Source organism: Nonomuraea sp. NPDC050680 (assembly GCF_040654555.1).
Classification (GTDB): domain Bacteria; phylum Actinomycetota; class Actinomycetes; order Streptosporangiales; family Streptosporangiaceae; genus Nonomuraea.
In genome coordinates this window covers 16,258-35,226 of the sequence record NZ_JBFAIF010000039.1, presented here as the reverse complement: position 1 = coordinate 35,226, position 18,969 = coordinate 16,258, and the positions used below count along the sequence as shown (strand labels likewise).

19 protein-coding genes are annotated in these 18,969 nt (G+C 71.1%); 6 read left to right on the top strand and 13 right to left on the bottom strand.

Features of this window, described 5'->3' with window-relative positions; all coding sequences use genetic code 11:
* Positions 1 to 27: 27 nt before the first annotated feature.
* Positions 28 to 855 (top strand): alpha/beta hydrolase, encoded by an 828-nt coding sequence (locus AB0H88_RS51325; RefSeq protein WP_357657393.1) that lies wholly within the window; start codon positions 28 to 30, stop codon positions 853 to 855.
* On the opposite strand, the gene AB0H88_RS51320 is transcribed toward AB0H88_RS51325, so the two are convergent.
* The 10 genes from AB0H88_RS51320 to AB0H88_RS51275 are packed head-to-tail and all read right to left on the bottom strand — an operon-like array spanning position 852 to position 11,124.
* Positions 852 to 1,796, bottom strand: coding sequence for a hypothetical protein (locus tag AB0H88_RS51320; protein ID WP_357657391.1), 945 nt, complete (start codon positions 1,794 to 1,796; stop codon positions 852 to 854). The two genes, AB0H88_RS51325 and AB0H88_RS51320, sit on opposite strands and share 4 nt — an antisense overlap.
* Positions 1,793 to 3,010, bottom strand: a complete 1,218-nt coding sequence (locus AB0H88_RS51315) for an FAD-dependent oxidoreductase (protein WP_357657389.1) — start codon at positions 3,008 to 3,010, stop codon at positions 1,793 to 1,795. Before AB0H88_RS51315 ends, AB0H88_RS51320 begins: the two co-directional genes overlap by 4 nt.
* Complete coding sequence (locus tag AB0H88_RS51310) at positions 3,007 to 3,699, bottom strand: SDR family oxidoreductase (RefSeq protein ID WP_357657388.1); 693 nt, start codon at positions 3,697 to 3,699, stop codon at positions 3,007 to 3,009. The genes AB0H88_RS51315 and AB0H88_RS51310 overlap by 4 nt, the downstream gene beginning before the upstream one ends.
* Complete coding sequence (locus AB0H88_RS51305) at positions 3,696 to 4,460, bottom strand: SIS domain-containing protein (RefSeq protein ID WP_357657387.1); 765 nt, start codon at positions 4,458 to 4,460, stop codon at positions 3,696 to 3,698. The genes AB0H88_RS51310 and AB0H88_RS51305 overlap by 4 nt, the downstream gene beginning before the upstream one ends.
* The gene (locus AB0H88_RS51300; protein ID WP_357657385.1) at positions 4,457 to 5,311 is read right to left on the bottom strand and encodes an ROK family protein; all 855 of its coding nucleotides are present in this window, start codon (positions 5,309 to 5,311) and stop codon (positions 4,457 to 4,459) included. The genes AB0H88_RS51305 and AB0H88_RS51300 overlap by 4 nt, the downstream gene beginning before the upstream one ends.
* Complete coding sequence (locus AB0H88_RS51295) at positions 5,308 to 7,308, bottom strand: hypothetical protein (protein ID WP_357657383.1); 2,001 nt, start codon at positions 7,306 to 7,308, stop codon at positions 5,308 to 5,310. The genes AB0H88_RS51300 and AB0H88_RS51295 overlap by 4 nt, the downstream gene beginning before the upstream one ends.
* On the bottom strand, positions 7,305 to 8,105 hold the full coding sequence (locus AB0H88_RS51290) for a carbohydrate ABC transporter permease (protein WP_225293076.1): 801 nt from the start codon (positions 8,103 to 8,105) through the stop codon (positions 7,305 to 7,307). Before AB0H88_RS51290 ends, AB0H88_RS51295 begins: the two co-directional genes overlap by 4 nt.
* Positions 8,102 to 9,013, bottom strand: coding sequence for a sugar ABC transporter permease (locus AB0H88_RS51285; RefSeq protein ID WP_357657381.1), 912 nt, complete (start codon positions 9,011 to 9,013; stop codon positions 8,102 to 8,104). The genes AB0H88_RS51290 and AB0H88_RS51285 overlap by 4 nt, the downstream gene beginning before the upstream one ends.
* 2 nt (positions 9,014 to 9,015) lie before the next feature.
* Positions 9,016 to 10,302 (bottom strand): ABC transporter substrate-binding protein, encoded by a 1,287-nt coding sequence (locus AB0H88_RS51280; protein WP_357657379.1) that lies wholly within the window; start codon positions 10,300 to 10,302, stop codon positions 9,016 to 9,018.
* A gap of 54 nt (positions 10,303 to 10,356) precedes the next feature.
* A complete protein-coding gene (locus AB0H88_RS51275) occupies positions 10,357 to 11,124 on the bottom strand; it encodes a GntR family transcriptional regulator (protein ID WP_357657378.1) in 768 nt (255 codons plus the stop codon).
* A gap of 108 nt (positions 11,125 to 11,232) precedes the next feature.
* On the opposite strand from AB0H88_RS51275, the gene AB0H88_RS51270 reads away from it, so the two are divergent.
* The 3 genes from AB0H88_RS51270 to AB0H88_RS51260 all read left to right on the top strand — a co-directional run bounded on the left by AB0H88_RS51270 (position 11,233) and on the right by AB0H88_RS51260 (position 14,682).
* A complete protein-coding gene (locus AB0H88_RS51270; protein ID WP_357657376.1) occupies positions 11,233 to 12,699 on the top strand; it encodes an FG-GAP-like repeat-containing protein in 1,467 nt (488 codons plus the stop codon).
* A 115-nt stretch (positions 12,700 to 12,814) separates the two neighbouring features.
* Complete coding sequence (locus tag AB0H88_RS51265) at positions 12,815 to 13,978, top strand: histidinol-phosphate transaminase (RefSeq protein ID WP_357657375.1); 1,164 nt, start codon at positions 12,815 to 12,817, stop codon at positions 13,976 to 13,978.
* Between the two features lie 110 nt (positions 13,979 to 14,088).
* Positions 14,089 to 14,682, top strand: coding sequence for a DUF305 domain-containing protein (locus tag AB0H88_RS51260; protein ID WP_357657373.1), 594 nt, complete (start codon positions 14,089 to 14,091; stop codon positions 14,680 to 14,682).
* 43 nt (positions 14,683 to 14,725) lie between these two features.
* Here the strand turns inward: AB0H88_RS51260 and AB0H88_RS51255 are convergent, their stop codons facing one another.
* Positions 14,726 to 15,049, bottom strand: a complete 324-nt coding sequence (locus AB0H88_RS51255) for a cupin domain-containing protein (RefSeq protein ID WP_357657371.1) — start codon at positions 15,047 to 15,049, stop codon at positions 14,726 to 14,728.
* Between the two features lie 71 nt (positions 15,050 to 15,120).
* Here AB0H88_RS51255 and AB0H88_RS51250 point away from each other — a divergent pair, with 71 nt between their 5' ends.
* Positions 15,121 to 16,182 (top strand): helix-turn-helix domain-containing protein, encoded by a 1,062-nt coding sequence (locus AB0H88_RS51250; protein ID WP_357657370.1) that lies wholly within the window; start codon positions 15,121 to 15,123, stop codon positions 16,180 to 16,182.
* On the opposite strand, the gene AB0H88_RS51245 is transcribed toward AB0H88_RS51250, so the two are convergent.
* A complete protein-coding gene (locus tag AB0H88_RS51245) occupies positions 16,122 to 16,424 on the bottom strand; it encodes a metalloregulator ArsR/SmtB family transcription factor (protein WP_357657368.1) in 303 nt (100 codons plus the stop codon). The two genes, AB0H88_RS51250 and AB0H88_RS51245, sit on opposite strands and share 61 nt — an antisense overlap.
* Before the next feature lie 38 nt (positions 16,425 to 16,462).
* Entirely contained in the window at positions 16,463 to 17,944 is a 1,482-nt protein-coding gene (locus tag AB0H88_RS51240; protein ID WP_357657367.1) for a long-chain fatty acid--CoA ligase, read from the bottom strand.
* A 146-nt stretch (positions 17,945 to 18,090) separates the two neighbouring features.
* Here AB0H88_RS51240 and AB0H88_RS51235 point away from each other — a divergent pair, with 146 nt between their 5' ends.
* On the top strand, positions 18,091 to 18,927 hold the full coding sequence (locus AB0H88_RS51235) for a PaaX family transcriptional regulator C-terminal domain-containing protein (protein ID WP_357657421.1): 837 nt from the start codon (positions 18,091 to 18,093) through the stop codon (positions 18,925 to 18,927).
* Positions 18,928 to 18,969: the final 42 nt, after the last annotated feature.

The window sequence follows — 18,969 nt, the reverse complement described above, 5'->3', positions numbered from 1 at the left end:
GTCATCCGTACAACTTGTGGAGGCTGTATGAAGCTCGTCGTGGCCGCCATCGTGGTCCTGCTGGGGCTCGTGGCCAGACCGGCCCAGGCCGCGGACACCATCGAGGCGCACTACAAGGTCGCGGGCCCCTGGGCGGTCGCGACCGCCGACGCCCCGGGCTACAAGCTCTACTACCCGGCCGACCTCGGCGCCGGCGGCGTCAAGCATCCGATCATCACCTGGGGCAACGGCACGAACGCCGTGCCCACGCAGTATTCCGGGCTGCTCAACCAGCTCGCCTCCTGGGGCTTCGCCGTGGTCGCCTCGACCGACATGACGACCGGCACCGGGTCGGAGATGATCGCCGCCGCCCAATACCTGATCGCCAGGAACACCGACAGCTCCAGCGTCTTCTACGGCAAGCTCGACGTGACGAAGGTCGGCGCGGTCGGCCACTCCCAGGGCGCCGGCGGCTCGGTGAACACCGCGACCAAGTCCGGCGGCCTGATCGACACCGTCGTCCCCATCGCGCTGCCCGCGCCCATCTGGGTGAGCTCGGGGGACAAGTTCTACGTCGACCAGCTGGCCTGCCCGGTGCTCTTCGTCAGCGGCGCCAACGACACCCTCATCTCGCCCAACTCGGCCCTGCAGACGTACTACGGCCAGGTCCCGGGAGCGGCGGCGAAGGCGCAGCTCAAGGGCGCCGACCACAACACGATCCAGGGCACGGGCGGCGGCTTCCTCGGTTACGTGACGGCCTGGCTGATGTACCAGCTCCAGGGCGACACCTACGCCAGGGGCGCCTTCGCCGGCACCACCCCGGAGCTCAACACCAACGCCGGCTGGCAGAACCAGGTGGAGAAGAACCTGCCCTAACGGCGCAGCGCGAAGGCGGCGCGCGGGTTGCCCGTCAGCGCCGCCTTGGCCACCTCGCCCAGCCCCGCGGCCTCCAGCCGCGGCACGAACCGCTCCAGGAGGTACGTCAGGCCGGGCCCGCCGCCCAGGCTCGGCCAGTACGACCTGCGCGCCAGGTCCATCCCGAACAGCACCCGATCCCCCAGCCCGCGCTCGGCGAGCTCGGCGACGAGCGTGATGATCTCGCTGTCCGGCCCGTACTTGACGCGGCCCGGCCGGTCGAAGGCCAGATAGGCCCCTCTCTCCGCCAACGAGGCGAGATATCCGGCGTCGGGATTGTGGTCGATGTGCCCGAGCACCACCCGATCGGCCGCCACCCCTTCCGAGGCCAGTGCGTCGAGCAGCTCGTGTCCCATCGTGCCCTTGTCGCAGTGGGTGACGACCGGCACCCCGGTCCGCCGGGCGGCGGCGGCCACCGCGCCCACCAGCCGCGCCACACCGCGCCCGAACGAGTGGTACGCCGTGGCGATCTTGATGGCGCCCGCGCGCGCCGGCGACCGCCGCACCAGCGGCCCCACCAGCCCGTACTCGTCCATGCCCTGCTCGATCTCGGCCACGAGGAGCTCCGTGATCTCGTCGACCGAGTAGCGGTGCATCCAGTGCGCGTCGCTGTAGTACCCGCTCTTGTGGAACCCGGTCACCGCGATCACGTGCAGCCCGGTCCGCTCCGCCAGCTCCTTCATCAGGGACGGACTGCGGCCGAACCCGAGCGGCGTCATCTCGACCACCGCGGACAGGCCCAGCCGCTGCGCCTCCGTCACCTCCACGACGGCCGCGTCGAGGGAGTCGAGCCGGTAGTCCGGCTCGTTGCGCACCGGCCAGCCACCGGTCATGAACAGGTGCTCGTGCGCATAGGTGATGCCCAGCTCCTCGACATCTCCCAGTACGGTACGGACGGTCACAGAAGCGCTCCTTCTTCTCGCAGCCGCGTGCGCAGCAGCTCCACGTCCACCGCCGCGGGCTCCACCCCGGCCTGTACGGCCAGCGCGGCGGCCGTCCCCGCCGCCTGTCCCATCGCCATGCACTGCCCCATGGACCGGGCGGAGGCGTGGGCGTCGTGCGTGGCCGACAGGCAGCGCCCGGCCACGATCAGCCCGCCGACCTCGACGGGGAGCAGGCACCGATAGGGGATGCCGTAGGTGCCGAAGTCGTGCACGTACTCCCAGCGGGTGGCGGCTCCCGAGTCGTGGTCCTCGATGGGCGCGCCGCACCGCGCGATCGTGTCGGGAAAATCCCTCCCGGCCAAAACATCATCAGAAGTCAGGACATATCGTCCGACCAGGCGGCGTGACTCCCGTACCCCGATACGTACCGACGTGCTGAGCAGCACGGCCGAGCCGTACCCCGGGACCTTCGCCCGCAGGAAGGCGACATAGTCGCGGACCTGCCGCCGCCCCACCCGCTCGGCCTCCGCCAGCTCGACCGGATCGGTCGGATCCAGGCCGGTCACCCGCGTGAGGTTGGTGTGCACGATCCCGTCGTTCACGGTCCGGTGCACGGACCCCTCGCGCCGCGGCAGGTCGGCGTCGGCCATCAGCGCGTGCAACTCCGCCGTGCTGGTCGCGGACAGATCGACCCCGCCGAGCCGGAACGTGGCCGTCATCGGCTGGAGCCGCATCCCGGGCCGTTCGAGGGTGGCCCCCGCCCGCCAGGCCACCTCGGCGTCCCCGGTGGCGTCGATCACCACCTGCGCCTTGACCAGGAACCGGCCGGCCACGGTCTCCACGACGACGCCGGTGCCCGGCACGAAGTCGCAGACCCTGGCGTGCAGGAGCGCGTCCGGGACCAGCGCGTCCCAGACCAGCTTGAGCTCCTCCGGTTCGTAGGTCACCCCGGTGCCCGCGCCATAGGTGTTGGGCCGCTCGAAGGCGGCCCCGGCCTCGAAGAGCCGCTCGCACACCTCCCAGCCGACGCCGCCGACGACCCGCCGCGAGACGGGGCCGGGGGCGTAGAAGCCGTAGAAGGTGTCGAGCACCGCGGCGCCCGTACCGCCGAGGAAGCCCGCCGACTCCACCAGCAGGCACGACGCCCCGGCACGCGCCGCGGCGACGGCGGCCGCGCACCCCGCGCTGCCCCCGCCCGCGACCACGACATCGCCTTCCCACAGGACGTTCACCGCAGATGCCACCCTCCGTCGACGGGAATGACCGCGCCCGTGGTCCGTCCGGACGACGGGGACAGCAGCCACAGCACGGCCTGGGCGACCTCCTCCGGCTGGCACAGCTCGGCGCCGAGCGGCATCAGCGAAGGCAGCTTGGCCTTGATCGCCTCAGAGGTCTGGGCGCGGCGGCTCATCGGCGTGGCCACCAGCCCGGCCGAGATCAGGTTGACCCGCACGCCGTGCGGCGCCGCCTCGCGGGCCGCGGTCCTGATCAGCGGGATCAGCGCGCCCTTGGCCGAGGCGTAGGCCACGGTACGGAAGTCGTCGTCGAGCGAGGAGCCCAGCGCCGAGCCGATCACCACGATCGACCCGCCCTCGCCCATCGCGGGGATCGCCGCGCGCAGCAGCCGGAACACCGACTCGTGGTTGACCCGGTGCACCTCGTGCCATGCCGTGTCGGTGCACTCGACCACGCCACCGTCGCCGAGCGAGCGGCCCGACATGCCGACCGCGTGCACGACGCCGGAGATCCGCCCGTGTACGGCCGTCGCCTGGGCCAGCGCCTTCTCCACGTGCCCCGGCGTGGTGATGTCGATCCCGCCGGCCAGGTCCACGCCGAAGGCGGCCCCGCCGGTGGCCTCGACCGCCGCCACGCAGGCCCGGCCGATGCCGCCGTCCGAGCCGGCCACCAGTACGGCGCTCATGGCTTCCTGAGCACGGCGGCGGCGCGGCGGGCGTGTTCGAGGTAGGCGGCCTCGAACAGCTCCTCCGAGCGCGGGCCGCCGACGAGCTTGGCGCTGGAGATGACCGGCGGGACCCAGCCGCCCGCGACGAGCAGCTCGGCGGTACGGACCTTGATCTCGTTGACCACGGAGACGGCGGCCAGCGTGCTGCCCGGACCGACCGGCTCGGCCAGCCCGTCGACGGAGCACAGCGCGTCGCCGACCGGGGTGCACAGGTCGATCACCACGTCGGCGTGGTCGGCGAGCCGGGTCCCGCTGGGGTGACCGGGCTCGACGGCCGTGGTCTCCCGCATCGACGTGACGGCCACCACGGGCAGTCCCGCCTTGCGCAGGCCCATGGCCATCTCGATCGGCACGGCGTTCAGGCCGCTGACGCTGAACACGATGGCCGCGTCGGTCGGCCGCAGCTCGAAGTTGGCCAGGATGGCGTCGGCGAGCCCTTGGACCCGCTCGATGAACATCGCCTGCCGCATCCCGTTCGACCCGGCCACCTGGGTGTAGAACGTCGTCGACAGGTCCACGATGGGATGGAAGCCGGGATAGGAGCCGTAGCGGGGGAACATCTCCTCCACACCCATCCGCGAATGTCCGGTCCCGAACGTGTGCACCACACCCCCGCCGCCGATGGCCGAGGCGGCCGTCCGAGCGGCCGCGGCGAGCGCGTCCTCCTGTGTCCGCTCGATCTCGCCGAGCAGGTCCATCGCGCGCCGTATCCATTTCATCCAGATCTCCTCCCGTAGAGCGCGGCGCCGATCGCCCCGGCCATCGGGCCGAGTACGGCAGGTATCACCGCGATATCCCCGATGAGCGGACGTCGCCGCTCAAGTTCCGTGTCCAGGGCGGATCGCATGAGATCGAGCGCCCCGGAGACCCCGCCGCCCACGACCACCGTGCCGACGCCGAAGAAGGCCGCCGCGTCGCCCAGCGCGATGCCGAGCGCCCAGCCGGCCCTGGACAGCGCGCCCAGCGCCCGCCCGTCGCCCGCCCTGGCGGCCTCGGCGACCTCCTTGGGCGAGCCGGAGCCGAAGGCCCGCACGATGCCCGGCCCGCCGGCGAACGTCTCCACGCAGCCCCGGTTGCCGCAGCAGCACACCGGCCCCCAGGGGGAGACCGTGACGTGCCCGATCTCGCCGAGATTGTCGCGCGGGCCGACGAGTATCCCGCCCCGCAGCGCCACCGCCCCGCCCACCCCGGTCCCGAGCACCGCGAACAGCACGTCGGGCAGCCCGCGAGCCGCCCCGAGGAGCAGCTCGGCGAGCCCGAACGCGCGGGCGTCGTTGACCACGGTCACCGGCGCCCCGGTCAGGGCGCCCAGCCGTGAGCCGACCGGATAGCCGTTCCAGTCGCCGGGCGGGTTCGGCACGAACAGCGCGGTCCCGGTGTCCCGGTCCACGTGACCGGGCAGCCCGATCCCGATGCTCTCCACCCGGCGGGCGGCCAGCGAGGCCACGAACGTCATCGTCTCGTCGGGGTCCGGCGGCGTGGGGACGGTGCCCGAGCCGACCACCGTCTCGCCGTCCAGAACCACCCATTTGGTGTACGTGCCGCCGACGTCGATCCCGAGCCGCGTCACAGCCCGACCTTCAGGACCCGCGAGGCGAACCCGGCGTCCTCGGGCGCCGTGACCGGGCGGAACGGCTCGACGCCGAGCAGCCGCAGGTAGGCCAGCAGCGGCTGGGAGTGGCTGTGCAGGTTGGCGACGGGGTAGGCCTGCATGGCCACGCCGACATCGGCCAGGTCCCAGGTGCGTCCCGGCCGCTCGGTCTCGGGCGCCAGGTAGGCGTCGGGGCCGGACAGCGTGCCTTCCCATACCTCCGGATAGGCAGCCGTATGGGCGGCCAGGGACATCCGGCGCCACCACTGCCAGCCCAGCTCGGGAGCGTGCTCGGCGGCGGCCCAGATCAGCGTCATGTTGATCGCGTACCAGATCGTGCCGACCCCGCCGGGGCCGTAACCGCCCCGATCGGGCCAGCGCAGCCGGGCGCCCAGCGGCGAATCGGCGGCGGCGGTCCGCTCGATCGTGTGCAACAGCTCCACGGCCCGCTCAGGTGGTGCGGCGCCGCACAGAATCGCCCAAGGCTGCACTTCCAGCCACAGGTCGGACTCCCCGACGACGGCTCCCGGGCCGTACGCGCGCCGATACCACCGGCCGTTCCACTCCCCCGCCACCAGCTCACGCAGTTCCTCGCCGAGCTTGCGAGCCTCGGCGGCGGTCGCGTGGTCGCCGAGCCGCTCGGCCAGGACCGCGTAGCGGGGCAGGACCCAGGCGGCCATGGCCGAGTTCAGGACCGACTCGCCGTGGGAGATCATCACCTCGCGGTCCACCCCGCTCTCGGTGATGGCCATGTCGTTCCAGTCGGCGTTCAGTATCCGCAGGTGGCCGTGCTCTCCCCGGCCCACCACGTCGGTGAGGAACCTGAACTGCCGGCGCAGGTTCGCGCCGAGCGACACCGGCGTGGCCCCGTGGGCCGGGTGGTACGGCACGGGGTCACCGAAGGCCGCCACGTCACCCGTCGCGCTCAGGTATTCGGCCGCCAGCCACAGGGCCCACAGGTTCTGGTCCGAGGGCCGGAACAGGTCGGTCCATGGCTGCTTGTCCGGTCCGAGCGCATAAGGCAGGTCACCGTCGGGGCCGCCCCAGGCGCACGTGTTGCGCAGCACGGACAGGGCCAGGTCCGGCTCGATGTAGACCAGTGGCAGCGCGTGCTGGAGCGGGTCACGCGCGGCGCCGTTGAAGCCGTGCCGGAAGGAGTAGCACGAGCCCTGGTCGAGGGTGTGCCCGCCGAGCACGCCGTCGACGCAGGCCGCGCCGGTGAGCAGCGCCGCATGCCACGGGATCTCCCGCTCGGCCTCGGGCGCCCGCGCCGCGACCGCCCTCGGCAGCCGCTCGCGCAGCGCGGCGAGGCTGCCGGCGAACCACCCGGTCACCTCGCCCACCCGGCCGTCCGTCTCGTCGTCCAGCAGCCCGTATCTCAGCTCCAGCAGCCGCTCTACGCCCGCTTCCAGCTCCAGGGGTACGGCCAGGCGGCCGGACCCGGTCCTCGGGCCGCCGACGAGCTCCAGCTCCAGCCCGGGATCCTCGCTCGGCTTGGCGCCGCTGATGAGCTCGACCCGGGCCGCCCCGGCCCTCCACTCCTCGGTCAGCTCCAGCCGTACCGGCTCGTCGAGCAGGTTGCGTACGCGCAGCCGGATCAGCACCCACGGCTGCTCGCCCTCGGGGCACAGCACCGTGCGTTCCAGGGCCACGCGGTCGTCGGCGACCCGGACGATCGCGAACGTCGGCCCGAAGACCCGCTCCGATCCCGAAATATCGGTGGAGAGGGTGCCGAGGCGCGTCACCCCCGTGCCACGGGTGAGCCACAGCAGCCCGGTGTGCTCGTCGAACAGGTCGCTGCGCCCGTAGTTGTCCGCGACCAGCGTGATCCGCCGGTTACCGACATGGACGAAGTGCCGCCGGGTGAGCGGATCCAGGACGGGATCCCACTCCGCGCGCGGGTCACTGTCCTGGTCCATCGTGTAGGCGAAGGCGGGCAGCCCGTACGCGGTGGTCCATGCGCCGAACGCGCTCATTTCCGTACCCCTCCCAGGGTCAGCCCCGCCACGTAGTAGCGCTGCAGCAGGAACATCAGCACCAGCGGCGGCACCGCCGTGATCAGGGCCGCGGTGCTGACCAGGCCGATGCTGAAGTCGTACTCCGTCTGGAGCTGCGAGAGCCCCACGGGCAGCGGCCAGAGGCCGGGATCGTTGGCCACGATGAGCGGCCACAGCAGGTTGTCCCACTGCGCGAGGAACTGCAGCAGGAAGAGCGTGAGCAGGGCGGGCCGCAGCAGCGGCACCCCTATGCGGACGAAGATCCGCAACTCGCTCGCGCCGTCCACCCGCGCCGACAGCAGCAGCTCATGTGGCAGGGCCAGGGCGAACTGGCGGACCAGGAACACCCCGAACGCGCTCATCATGAACGGCACGATCATCCCCTGGTAGGAGTTGATCCAGCCCAGTTCCTTGACGATGAGGTACATCGGCACGAGCACCACGATCGGCGACAGCGACAGCGTCCCCACGATGACCGCGAACAGCACCCGGCTGCCGGGGAACCTGAGCTGCGCGAGCGCGTATCCGGCGGCCGAGGAGAAGATCACTTCGAGGACGCCGATGCCGAGCGCGAGGATCAGGCTGTTGCGCAGGTAGAGCGGGAAGCCGCCCTGATCGAACAGCTGCGAGACGTGCGCGCCCAGCTGGGAGACGTCGAAGCCGAACCCGCCGAGATCGGTCGCGTCCGACGCGGACGAGACCGCGAACATCGCGTACACCGGCAGCAGCAGGACGGCCACGACCAGCGTCAGCAGGGTGTTGCGGACCGCCTTCACCCGTCCTCGCCTCCCCTGAGCACCCTGAACTGCACGAGCGAGAGCGCCAGCATGGCCACCAGCAGGACCATCGCGATCGCCGAGGCGTAGCCCATGCGCTCGAACCCGAAACCGGTCGCCCACAGGTAGAGCGGCAGCACCTCGGTGGCGCCCGCGGGGCCGCCCTTGGTGAGCAGGAAGGCGGGCACGAAGGACTGCATCGCCCCGACCACCGCGATGACCAGCACGAACAGCAGCGTGCGGCGCAGCAGCGGGAGCGTGATGCGATAGAAGACCCGAATCGGACCGGCGCCGTCGAGCGCGGCCGCCTCGAACACGCTCAGCGGCAGCCCCTGCAGCCCGGCGGTCAGGATGATCACGAACAGCCCGAGGTGCTTCCACGTCGTCATGATCACCAGGGCCCAGAGCGCGAGCCCCTCGTCGGTCAGCCACGGCTTCGGCCCCACCCCGACGAGCCCGATCAGCGCGTTCGCCAGGCCCTTGTCGGCGAAGATCACCGACCACACCATCGAGGTGGCCACCAGCGGCATCGCCGCCGGGATCATGACCAGCCCGCGGAGGAAGGCGTTGTAGCGGCCCGGCTTGCTCAGCGGCACCGCGATCGCCAGGCCGAGCACGATCGACGGGACCACGGAGGCGATCGTGTAGGCGGCGGTGACCCGGGCCGAGTTCCAGAATCCGGGGTCGCCGAGCATTCTGCGGTAGTTGTCCAGGCCGGTCCATTCGGGCGTCCCGGCGAAGTCGTAGCTGGTGAAACTGAGGTACACGGCCGCGACGAACGGCACGAGCCAGAAGACCAGGAAGTACACCGCCGCCGGCAGGGCCAGCAGGCCCCCGGTGCGCGCCTCCGCCCACCGCTGGCCCTTGCCCGAAACGCGGGCGACAGGTGGCACCAACCGTAAGGACACCGTCACAGCGTCATCCGCATCGCCTGGTCGAAGTCCGCGGCCGCCTGCTCGGGCGTCTTCTTGCCGAAGGCCACCGCGTCGGCGGCGTCGGTCAGCGCCTTGGCCATCTCGTTCCAGACCGGCGTCTGCGGGCCGAAGTCGGCGTACGGGGCCGCGTCCGCCATGATGTCCAGCGCCTTCTGGTCGGCGCCCGGTAACTTCTCCCAGCCCTTGACCGGCGTGAGGATGCTGGCATCCTTGAGCTGCTTGGCCGCGACGTCCTGGCGCTGGAGGTAGTCGACGAAATGCCAGGCGGTGTACGGCAGCTTCGACTGCTTGGCCACCGCCCAGCCCCAGGTGTAGGCCGGGGCGACCGGCTTGCCCGCGTCCCAGCGCGGCATCGGGGCGATGTCGAAGACGTCGCCGAAGGTCAGCTTGGGGTTCAGCGTGGGGAACAGGTCCATCGCGAACAGCCCGGAGACCAGCATCGCCGCCTCGCCGGTGGCGAACAGCCCGAAGCCGGACAGCGGGTTCGACAGCTTCGCGTTGCCCAGGCTCCCGTAGTAGCGCAGCGCCTCGACCCCCGCGTCAGTGGCCAGCGTCGCCTTGCCGGCGTCGGGGCTGAGTATCGTGCCGCCCTTCCCCTTGACCAGGGCGAGCAGCTGCATCAGCGTCCACTGCGGATTGCCCAGGATCCACTGCAGGCCCACCTTCTTGCCGTCGGCCGAGGTCAGCCGCTTGCTGTATTCGGCGACCTCTTCCCAGGTGGTGGGCGGCTTGTCCGGATCGAGGCCGGCCGCCGCGAACCTGTCCTTGCGGTAGTAGAGGTAGCAGATCGTGTAGTCGGTGGGGACGCCGTAGAGCTTGCCCTCGTACGACAGCGAGCTGATCGCGTGCTCGTCGTAGTCCTGGACCAGCGCCTTCTCGTCGGCCACGCCCATGGCCTTGGGGATGATCGGGGCGAGGCGGCCCTTGCGCGCGTGACCGGGGATGGTCCAGCCGCCGATCCTGAACAGGTCGGGCGGCACGTCACCGGCGAAGGCGGTCAGCAGCTTGGCGTCGAGCTTGTCCACGGGCACGTAGAGCGGGGTGATGTCGACGCCGCCGAACTCCTGCATGTAGCCGCGCAGCAGCGGCGTGAACACCGCGTCGTACGCCTTGGTCTGGTGCAGCCAGACGGAGATCTTCCCTCGCGGCACCCCGTCGGCGGGCACCGTGGCCACCGGATCGGAGCCGCAGGCGGCCAGCAGGCCGGACGCGGTGGTCAGCGCCGCGGTCTTGAGCAAGTTGCGCCGGGTCATCATGGACATGCTCAACCTCCGGAACGGCGATGCCGTCCAGGTAGATGACTGTTTGGGGGGGTGTTACTGGCCCATCAGGGCGTTCTTGGCGTCGTTGAGCTCCACGGAGAACACGGCGAAGTCGCCGCGCGCGTGGCGGATGGTGTATTCGAGCGCGACACCGCTCTCGGTGCACGTGTTGCGGGCGGTCGCGAGCAGGGCCGCGGCCATGGGGACGTGCAGCAGCTGGGCGAGCCGGTAGTCGGCGTTGACCGCGCCGATCGTCTCCCTGCCGCTGGCGGGGGACAGTCCGTACTTCACCCGCAGCAGGTCGTAGAGCGAGCCGGTCAGGTCCTCGTCGAGGATGCCGGGCACCAGCTCGGCGGGCAGATGGGCGCTCTCCAGCATGCAGGGCGCGCCTTCGAGCAGCCGCAGCCGCTCGACGAAGACGACCTCCTGCGCCTCCTGGACACCGAGCGCCACGGCGACGTCGGCGCCCGCCGGCTGCAGATGGGCCTTGAGCACCTGCGTCGTCGGCCTGCGGCCGAGCCGGGCCATCGTCTCGGTGAAGCCGACCGGGCCCGCGCCCAGCTCGGGGGCCACGGCCAGCGGCGCGGTGTAGGTGCCGCTGCCCTGCCTGGCCACCAGCAGGCCCTCCTGCACCAGGTCGCCGATCGCCCGGCGGGCCGTCGCCCGGCTCACACCCGCGTACGCCATGAGGTCCTTCTCGGCGGGGATGGGCGTGTCGGGCTCGCAGTCGCGAATGGCCGCCCGCAGGCGCTCGCGCAGTTGGTAGTAGAGCGGCACCACGGCTGACGGGTCGAGGGCCAGCCGACGTTCCCAGTCGGTCATACGCTCACGTCCTAAGTTGTACGGACGACCGTATCTTTTCCGCTCGACCCGGATGGTGTCAACCACTCGTTGTGTATCGTGCTGAGGTCGAGCACCGGTGGAGGATCTGTGCGGGGCGTCATGTGTACGGTGATCTGCGCGTCCCTCATGCTGGGAGGCTGCGTATCCCGCCCCGCCGCCACCTTGCCGAGCACCGCCGCGTCCTTGCCGAGCACCGCCGCGTCCTTGCCGAGCACTGCCACCAAGGTCGACTTCAACCGTGACGGCTTCGAGGACTACGCGGTCTCGGCCCCGGCGGGCACGGTCGGCCACATCCTCAAGGCCGGATATATCGCCATCTTGTATGGGGCGGCCAGTGGCGTCGATCCCGCCCGGCGCCGGATCCTGCACCTCGACAGCTCCAACGTGGCCAACGATCCCGTGGCCGGGGACGCGTTCGGGACCCGTACCGCCGCCGGTGACTTCGACGCCGACGGCTACACCGACCTGGCGGTCAGCTCGTACAACCCTTTCGAGCTGGACCGGCGGTTCGTCACCCTGCTGTGGGGCGGCAAGGACGGGCTGGCGCTGGGCACCCCGCTGATCGACCCCCCGCGCACCGATGTCCCGCCGGACCTGGTCGACCGGGCCGAGGGCAGGGAGCTGGCCGTCGGCGACTTCGACGGCGACGGCAAGGACGACCTGGCCGCCACCAGCGAGCGGGGACTGGTGAACGTCTTCCACGGCCCGTTCCCGCGGGCCGGCCGCCCGGCCCGCAAGGTCGTCCTGGACGGGTCCTACGAGCAGCCGACCAGGCTGGTCGCCGGTGACCTGACCGGCGACGGCAAGGACGACCTGGTCACCACGCACGCCTGGGAGGAGACGGCCGAACCGTCCCTGTTCTGGAAGGGCGGCCCGCAGGGGCTCGCCGGGCGGCCGAGGCGGCTGGACGCGGCCGCCACCGGCACTGTGGGCGACCTCGACGGCGACCACTACGGCGACCTGGTGATGCGCGTCATCCCCAGCGGCTTCGTCGACACCCTTAAGGCTGACAAAGGCACCGTCAAGGTCCTGTACGGCTCGCCGGACGGCCCCGGCCGCCGCACCCGCACCCTCACCCAGGACAGCCCCGGCGTGCCGGGAACCGGCGCGCGAGGTGACCAGTTCGGCTTCGACCTGGCCGCCGGGGACGTGGACGGCGACGGGTACGCCGACCTCGCCGCGGGCCTGCCCGGCAAGACCGGCGGCGGCGCCGTGCTGCTGTTCAGAGGCGGCAGGGGCGGCCCGAGCGGGGCGCGGCTGTTCACCCAGGCCAGTCCGGGCGTTCCCGGGAGCGCCGAGGACGGGGACCGGTTCGGCGCCTCCGTCAGCCTGCGCGACCTCAACGGCGACGGACGGGCCGATCTCGGCGTGGGCGCCCCCGGAGAGGACAGCCGGGCCAAGCCAGGCGTCGGCACGGCCATGGAGACCGGGGCGGCCTGGGTGCTGCCCGGCTCCACTGGCGGCTTGACCGCCGATGGCGCCCTCTCGTTCGACCCGGCCGCCATCCAGGCGTCCGACACGGGCTCTCACCTGGGAATGTGGTCCGCCAAATAGAGCCAACGGCGAGCTTCCCCGACGAAGGCACAGGCCGAAAGATCGGTTTCGGCTGAACCGACTCCCAAAGCCCCGCGTACCTACTCACGTCCGGACACGTGCCCCAGGAGGTGTCGTGGAGCTCAGCCTTTTGCGAGCGCAGGCGCACAGCCCTTCGTACTTCTCACTGCTGCGCGGATCATCGGGACAGCTTGCCCCGGTGGACTTCTGCATCCCGTGTAACCCTTACTTCCCGACTCCGGAAATATTCGAGCATCTCGGGAGGAACCTGGAGACGATCCTCAAGTTCTATCCGAGCGACGCGGACACGATCACCGCGGAGCTCTGCTCCACCCTCGGACTCCACCCCAAGACGGTCGCCATGGGCAACGGGTCCACCGAGCTGATCACCTGGATCGACCACCTGCTGGTGAAGGAGAGCCTGGCGGTGCCGATCCCCACCTTCGGCCGCTGGACCGACCAGCCGATGGAGACCGGGAAGCGGGTCGACATGTACCCGCTGGTGGAGAGCCGCAGCTTCGGCCTCGACGTCAATGACTTCGTGCGTTTCGTGCGCATGCGCGGCTCCCGCGTGGCGGTGATCTGCAACCCCAACAACCCCGATGGCGGGTACCTGTCCAAGCACGAGGTCCTGCGGCTGCTCGACCTGCTCATCGACCTGGACCTGGTGATCGTCGACGAGTCGTTCGGCGAGTTCGTTGACGCCGAGCCGTACCCGGGCGTGGCCGCGGAGGCCGCGGTCCGGCCCAACGTGATCGTGCTCCGCAGCCTGGGCAAGAACTTCGGGCTGCACGGCATCCGGTTCGGCTACATGGTCGCCAACCCGGCGCTGGCCGGGAAGGTACGCGACGCGCTGCCCAAGTGGAACCTGAACTCCTTCGCCGAGGTCGTGGTGTTCATGATGAAGCAGTGCCGGCCCGAGTACCAGGAGAGCCTCAGGCGGCTCGCCCAGGACAGGCGGGCGATGTTCCACCAGCTCAGCGCGATGCCGGAGCTGACCGTCTACGCCTCGCAGGGCAACTTCCTGCTGGTGAAGCTGCCCCCGGGGCACGACGGGGTGCCACTGCGCGACCACCTGCTCTCCGAGCACGGCGTGTACGTCCGCGAGTGCGGCAACAAGCTGGGCACGACCAGCCAGTTCCTTCGCCTGGTGGTCCGGCCGCAGGAGGACGTACGGCGATTACTGGTCGGCATGACCCAGTATCTGTACTCCGGCAGCCTCCACGAGATCCCCGTCACCGGGCTGCACCATCGGGCCGTGAACCCGTTGTCCGCCTGACCCACCGGCGGTCACCCCCACATTCGTGGTGCCGCGCCCGTCCACCCGGGCGCGGCACCCGCCCTACCAGTAAGCCGACTGGACCGAGAAGGGACCGCGTCGCGGTGCGCATGAAACGCAAGATCTCCTACACCGCCGCCACGGGCACACTCGCCCTGCTCACGGCGTGCGGCGGCAACGACATGACCGGCCAGGACGGCAGGTCGGGCGGCGCGCTCGCCGCCGCCACGACGGCCGCGTCACCGTCGCTCGTGTTCAACGACGCCGACGTCATGTTCACACAGATGATGATCCCGCACCACGAGCAGGCGGTGGAGATGGCCGGCCTGGCGCCGTCCCGCGCGAAAGACATCGAGGTCACGGAACTCGCCGAGAAGATCAAGGCCGCTCAGGAGCCGGAGATCCAGACCATGAAGGGCTGGCTGACGGCGTGGAACAAGCCCGCGATGTCCAGCCATGTGGGTCATGAGATGCCGGGTCTCATCTCCGAGGAGGCCATGCGGCAGCTCAAGAAGGCCAAGGGCAAGGAGTTCGACAAGCTGTTCGCCCGGCACATGATCGTGCACCACAACGGCGCGATCGAGATGGTCCGCACCCAGGAGGCCGAGGGGGCCGACCCCAAGGTCAAGAAGGTGGCCACGCACATGGCGACCCACCAGCGGGACGAGATCGCCCAGCTCCAGACGATCGTCGACCGCTTCTGAAGCCGGGCCGCCTCTGAAGCCGGGCCGCCCCGGGACCGGCCGCTCAGCCCTCTTGGCCGACCAGGAGGCTGATGCCGAGCATGCGCGCCCCCGTCTCGGTCCGCGGCTGGTGACGGCTGCCCGCCGCGAACACCACGTAGCTTCCCGCCACGTACCGCGTGTCGCCCTCGATCACCTCGCCGCTGAGCACGTAGTAACGCTCCTCCCCCTCGTGTACGTCCACCTCGGGCCACTGCGTGCCGGGGGCGAAGTCGATGAGCCAGCCCCGCGCCAGCCCGGTCGCGGTGAGCCGCCTCCTGATGATGCCGGGCGCCACCTCCAGCGCTTCCACGTCGTCGATGTGCAGTGCCTGCCGGTCCGTTTCCATGCCGCCATCCTGGCGAGCGGGACGGTCACCCACCCAGTGCCAGAAAAGACGTCATGGAGTACTTTTCTGCCATGTCGTCAGAGCATCGCGTCGTCGCGCTGGCCAGCCCGCCCCAGGCGACGTTCGAGCTGAGCTGCGCCGCCGAGGTGTTCGCCACCGTACGGCCGGGGCTGCCCCGCCCCTACGACTTTCGCGTCTGCGCCGAGACGCCGGGACCGGTGCCCACCATGGCCGGTTACTCGATCATGGTCACCGAGGGCCTGGCCGCGCTGGAGAGCGCCGACACGGTCGTCATCCCCGGCTGGCAGACCCGCACGGCCTCGGAGGCCGTACTCGCCGCGCTCCGCCGGGCGCACCGGCGCGGCGCGCGGATCGCCGCCATCTGCTCGGGCGCGTTCGTCCTGGCGCAGGCCGGGCTGCTCGACGGGCGGCGGGCCACCACCCACTGGCGGCTGGCGGCCGAGCTCGCGGAACGCTTCCCCGCCGTCCCGGTCGATCCCGACGTGCTGTACGTGGACCACGGCGACGTCGCCACCAGCGCGGGCACCAGCGCCGGGATCGACCTGTGCCTGCACCTCGTACGAGCCGACCATGGCGCCGCGTACGCCGCGAAGGTGGCCCGCCACATGGTCATGCCGCCGCACCGGGAGGGCGGGCAGCTCCAGTACGCCATCGCGCCATCGCGTGGCCGGGTGCCCGACTCGCTCGCTCCCCTGCTGGAGTGGGCGGCGCAGCGGCTCGGCGAGCCACTGACCGTCGACGACCTGGCGGCCCACGGCGGTGTGTCGACCCGGACGCTGGCCCGGATGTTCACCGCCCAGTTGGGCATCAGCCCCGGGCAGTGGGTGCTCGCCCAGCGGATCGGCGGGGCGCGGGCACTCCTGGAGGAGACGGACCTGTCTGTGGACGCGATCGCCGCCCGGGTGGGCCTCTCCTCGGCCACGAACCTCCGCCGCCGCTTCCACGACGCCCTGCGCACCACCCCCGCCGCCTACCGGCGCGCCTTCCACCTGCGCACGCGGACCGAGCCACCGTCCGGCCAGGGCCGGGAGCGGGCCGAGCGGCTGGTGGATCACCAATCGCCGCCCAGCGCCTCCTTGGCGGCCGCGATGCGCTCCTCGTCACGCCGGTAGAACACCCACTGTTTGATCCTCTTGCCGCGCACCAGCCCCGCCCCGCTGAGCACCTTCAGATGCCCGCCGCACGTCGGCTGGCTCACCCCGAGCTTCTCCGCGATGAACAGCGAGCAGACCCCATCCTCGACCAGGTCACCGTCACGCTGCGGCCGGAAGTGACGCTCGGGCTCGCGCAGCCACTCGAGGATCAGCAGCCGCTTGTCGTTGGCCAGCGCCTTGACCAGGTCCACATCCAGCACCAGGGCATTGTGGCAATTAGCTAACTAGCTGTCCAGAGTCAGCCGAGTGGCCGATTCCGCAGCCGGGCCTTCTGGATCTTGCCCGACCCCGTCCGGGGCAGCTCGTCCACCAGGTCGAAGTAGCGCGGGATCTTGTACCTGGCCAGCCGCCCGTCGAGGAACTCCCGCAGCTCCTCGGCCGTCACCGCCGCCCCGCCGACCACGAACGCCCGCCCGACCTCGCCCCACCTCTCGTCCGGCACCCCGACCACGGCGACCTCGGCCACCGCCGGGTGCTCGAAGAGGACGCCTTCCACCTCCGCCGGATAGACGTTCTCCCCGCCCGAGATGAACATGTCCTTGACCCGGTCCACGATGTACAGGTGCCCGTCGGCGTCGAACGCGCCGACGTCACCCGAGCGGAGCCAGCCGCCCGCCGCGAACGCCGCCGCGGTCGCGGCGGGGTTCTGCCAGTAGCCGGGGGTCACGTTGGGCCCCTGGACGAGCACCTCGCCCGGCTCGCCGACGGCGGCGTCGGTGAGGTCGGGCCGGACCACGCGTACGTCGGCGAAGAACACGGGCACCCCGGCCGAGCCCACCTTGCGCACGCTCTGCCCGGCCTCCAGGAAGGTCGCGCCGGGCGCCGTCTCGGTCAGCCCGTAGCCCTGGCAGAACACCAGGCCCCGCTCCTGGTAGACGCGGATGAGCGCGGCCGGGATCGGGGCGCCGCCCGACATCAGGTTGCGCAACGAGGAGAGGTCGGCCGTGGCCCAGCGCGGCGACCGGGCGAACGCGGCGAACATCGTGGTGACGCCGAACATCCAGGTGATGCGGTGCTTCTCGATGAGGTCGTAGCACCCGTCCACGTCCCAGGACGGCATGATCACCGAGCAGCCGCCCTTGACGAACGTGGGCAGCAACGTCTGGTTCAGCGCCGCGACGTGGAAGAGCGGCGCGCTGATCAGTGTCATCTCCTCGCTCGTGACATCGACGCCGATCAGCATGTTGTAGGTGTTCCACACCAGGTTGGCGTGGCTGAGCATGGCCCCTTTGGGCCGTCCCGTGGTGCCGGAGGTGTAGAGGATGAGCGCGATGTCGTCGAGCGCGACGGGTAAGTCGATCGGCGCGGGATCACCCTCGGCGAGCCAGGTCTCGTAGTCCGGCACCAACAGGGGCGGGGCGTCAGGGAGTGCCCCGACCACCTCGGCGCACTCGGGCGCGTGGATCAGCGCGACCGGCTCGCAGTCGCCGAGCATGTAGGCGATCTCGGGCGCCGCGAGCCGGAAGTTCAGCGGCACGAAGATCCCGCCGAGCAGGTGCGTGGCGAACATCGTCTCGGCCAGAGCCGGGTGGTTGGGGCCCAGGTAGGCGACCCGGTCCCCCGGCCGCACCCCGGCCTCGCGCAGGCGCGCGGCCAGCCTCGTCGTACGCGTGTGCACCTCGGCGTAGGTGAGCGCCCGGCCCTCGAACACGAACGCCGTACGGTCCGGCGTCATCTGGGCCCGGCGAGCCGGCCACCCTCCCACTCCCGCGTTGTCCATGCGCGTACGGCCTCCCGCATCGGTAAGTCGCCGTGACCCGCGAGGCCGGGCAGCACGATCAGGCCCGTCAACGCGTCGGTCGGCAGTTTCCCAACCTGAGTCAGAGTTTTGCCGACTGTGACGGATCCGTCTACCCTCTTGCTGTGATGCTCGGCGAAGGAGACGCGCTGACGGCCCGTCCGCAGTCCCTGATGTTCAGCTTTCTCGGCGTCTACGTGCTGGGGCGCGACACCGCCGTCTATTCGGGCAGCGTCATCGACGTCTTCGCCCGTCTCGGCGTCACCGAGGAGGCGGTGCGCTCGACGCTCACCCGCATGGTCAAGCGCAACCTGCTGGCCCGGCACCGTCAGGGGCGCAGGATGTACTTCGGGCTCACCGAGCACGCGGCGGAGGTGCTCGACGACGGGCGCCGCCGGGTCTGGGAGACCGGCGCGGTCAACCGTGACTGGGACGGCGCCTGGACCCTGGTGGGCTTCTCGATCCCCGACAGCCGGCGGAGCACCCGGCACGACCTGCGCTCCCAGCTCATCTGGGCCGGGTTCGGGCTGCTGCAGAGCGGTCTGTGGATAGCGCCGGGCGCCAAGGACGTCGCGGGCATCCTCGCCCCGCTCGAACTCGGCGATCACATCACCGTTCTGACGGCGCGGGCGTTCGAGCCGACCGAGACGGCCGACCTCGTACGGAAGGCTTTCAGCACCGAGCGGATCGCCGCCCGCTACCGGGCCTTCCTCGACCGCTGGGACACACCGCGGCCGCTCCCCTCGGCGGCCGACGACCTGGCCCGGCAGCTCCTCCTGCACACCGACTGGCTGCAGCTGGTCCGCCAGGACCCGCATCTGCCGGCCGAGCATCTGCCCGCCGACTGGCCCGCGATCCGGGCCGAGCAGGTCTTCCGCGCCCTGGCCAGCGACTACGCGCCGAGCGCCAGGGCACTGGCCGACACCGTGCTGGACGAACTGGCGCTCACCGCACCGGCCCACTGACCGTCCAGCCCAGCCTCACCTCAGCCGAGCCCAGCCCATCCC

Excerpts from the sequence above, each read along its gene's own strand:
- AB0H88_RS51275 (WP_357657378.1), bottom strand. The coding sequence starts at position 11,124 with ATGACCGACTGGGAACGTCGGCTGGCCCTCGACCCGTCAGCCGTGGTG.
- AB0H88_RS51310 (WP_357657388.1), bottom strand. The coding sequence starts at position 3,699 with ATGAGCGCCGTACTGGTGGCCGGCTCGGACGGCGGCATCGGCCGGGCC.
- AB0H88_RS51280 (WP_357657379.1), bottom strand. The coding sequence starts at position 10,302 with ATGTCCATGATGACCCGGCGCAACTTGCTCAAGACCGCGGCGCTGACC.
- AB0H88_RS51235 (WP_357657421.1), top strand. The coding sequence starts at position 18,091 with ATGCTCGGCGAAGGAGACGCGCTGACGGCCCGTCCGCAGTCCCTGATG.
- AB0H88_RS51260 (WP_357657373.1), top strand. The coding sequence starts at position 14,089 with ATGAAACGCAAGATCTCCTACACCGCCGCCACGGGCACACTCGCCCTG.
- AB0H88_RS51295 (WP_357657383.1), bottom strand. The coding sequence starts at position 7,308 with ATGAGCGCGTTCGGCGCATGGACCACCGCGTACGGGCTGCCCGCCTTC.
- AB0H88_RS51325 (WP_357657393.1), top strand. The coding sequence starts at position 28 with ATGAAGCTCGTCGTGGCCGCCATCGTGGTCCTGCTGGGGCTCGTGGCC.
- AB0H88_RS51240 (WP_357657367.1), bottom strand. The coding sequence starts at position 17,944 with ATGGACAACGCGGGAGTGGGAGGGTGGCCGGCTCGCCGGGCCCAGATG.
- AB0H88_RS51255 (WP_357657371.1), bottom strand. The coding sequence starts at position 15,049 with ATGGAAACGGACCGGCAGGCACTGCACATCGACGACGTGGAAGCGCTG.
- AB0H88_RS51305 (WP_357657387.1), bottom strand. The coding sequence starts at position 4,460 with ATGAAATGGATACGGCGCGCGATGGACCTGCTCGGCGAGATCGAGCGG.
- AB0H88_RS51250 (WP_357657370.1), top strand. The coding sequence starts at position 15,121 with ATGTCGTCAGAGCATCGCGTCGTCGCGCTGGCCAGCCCGCCCCAGGCG.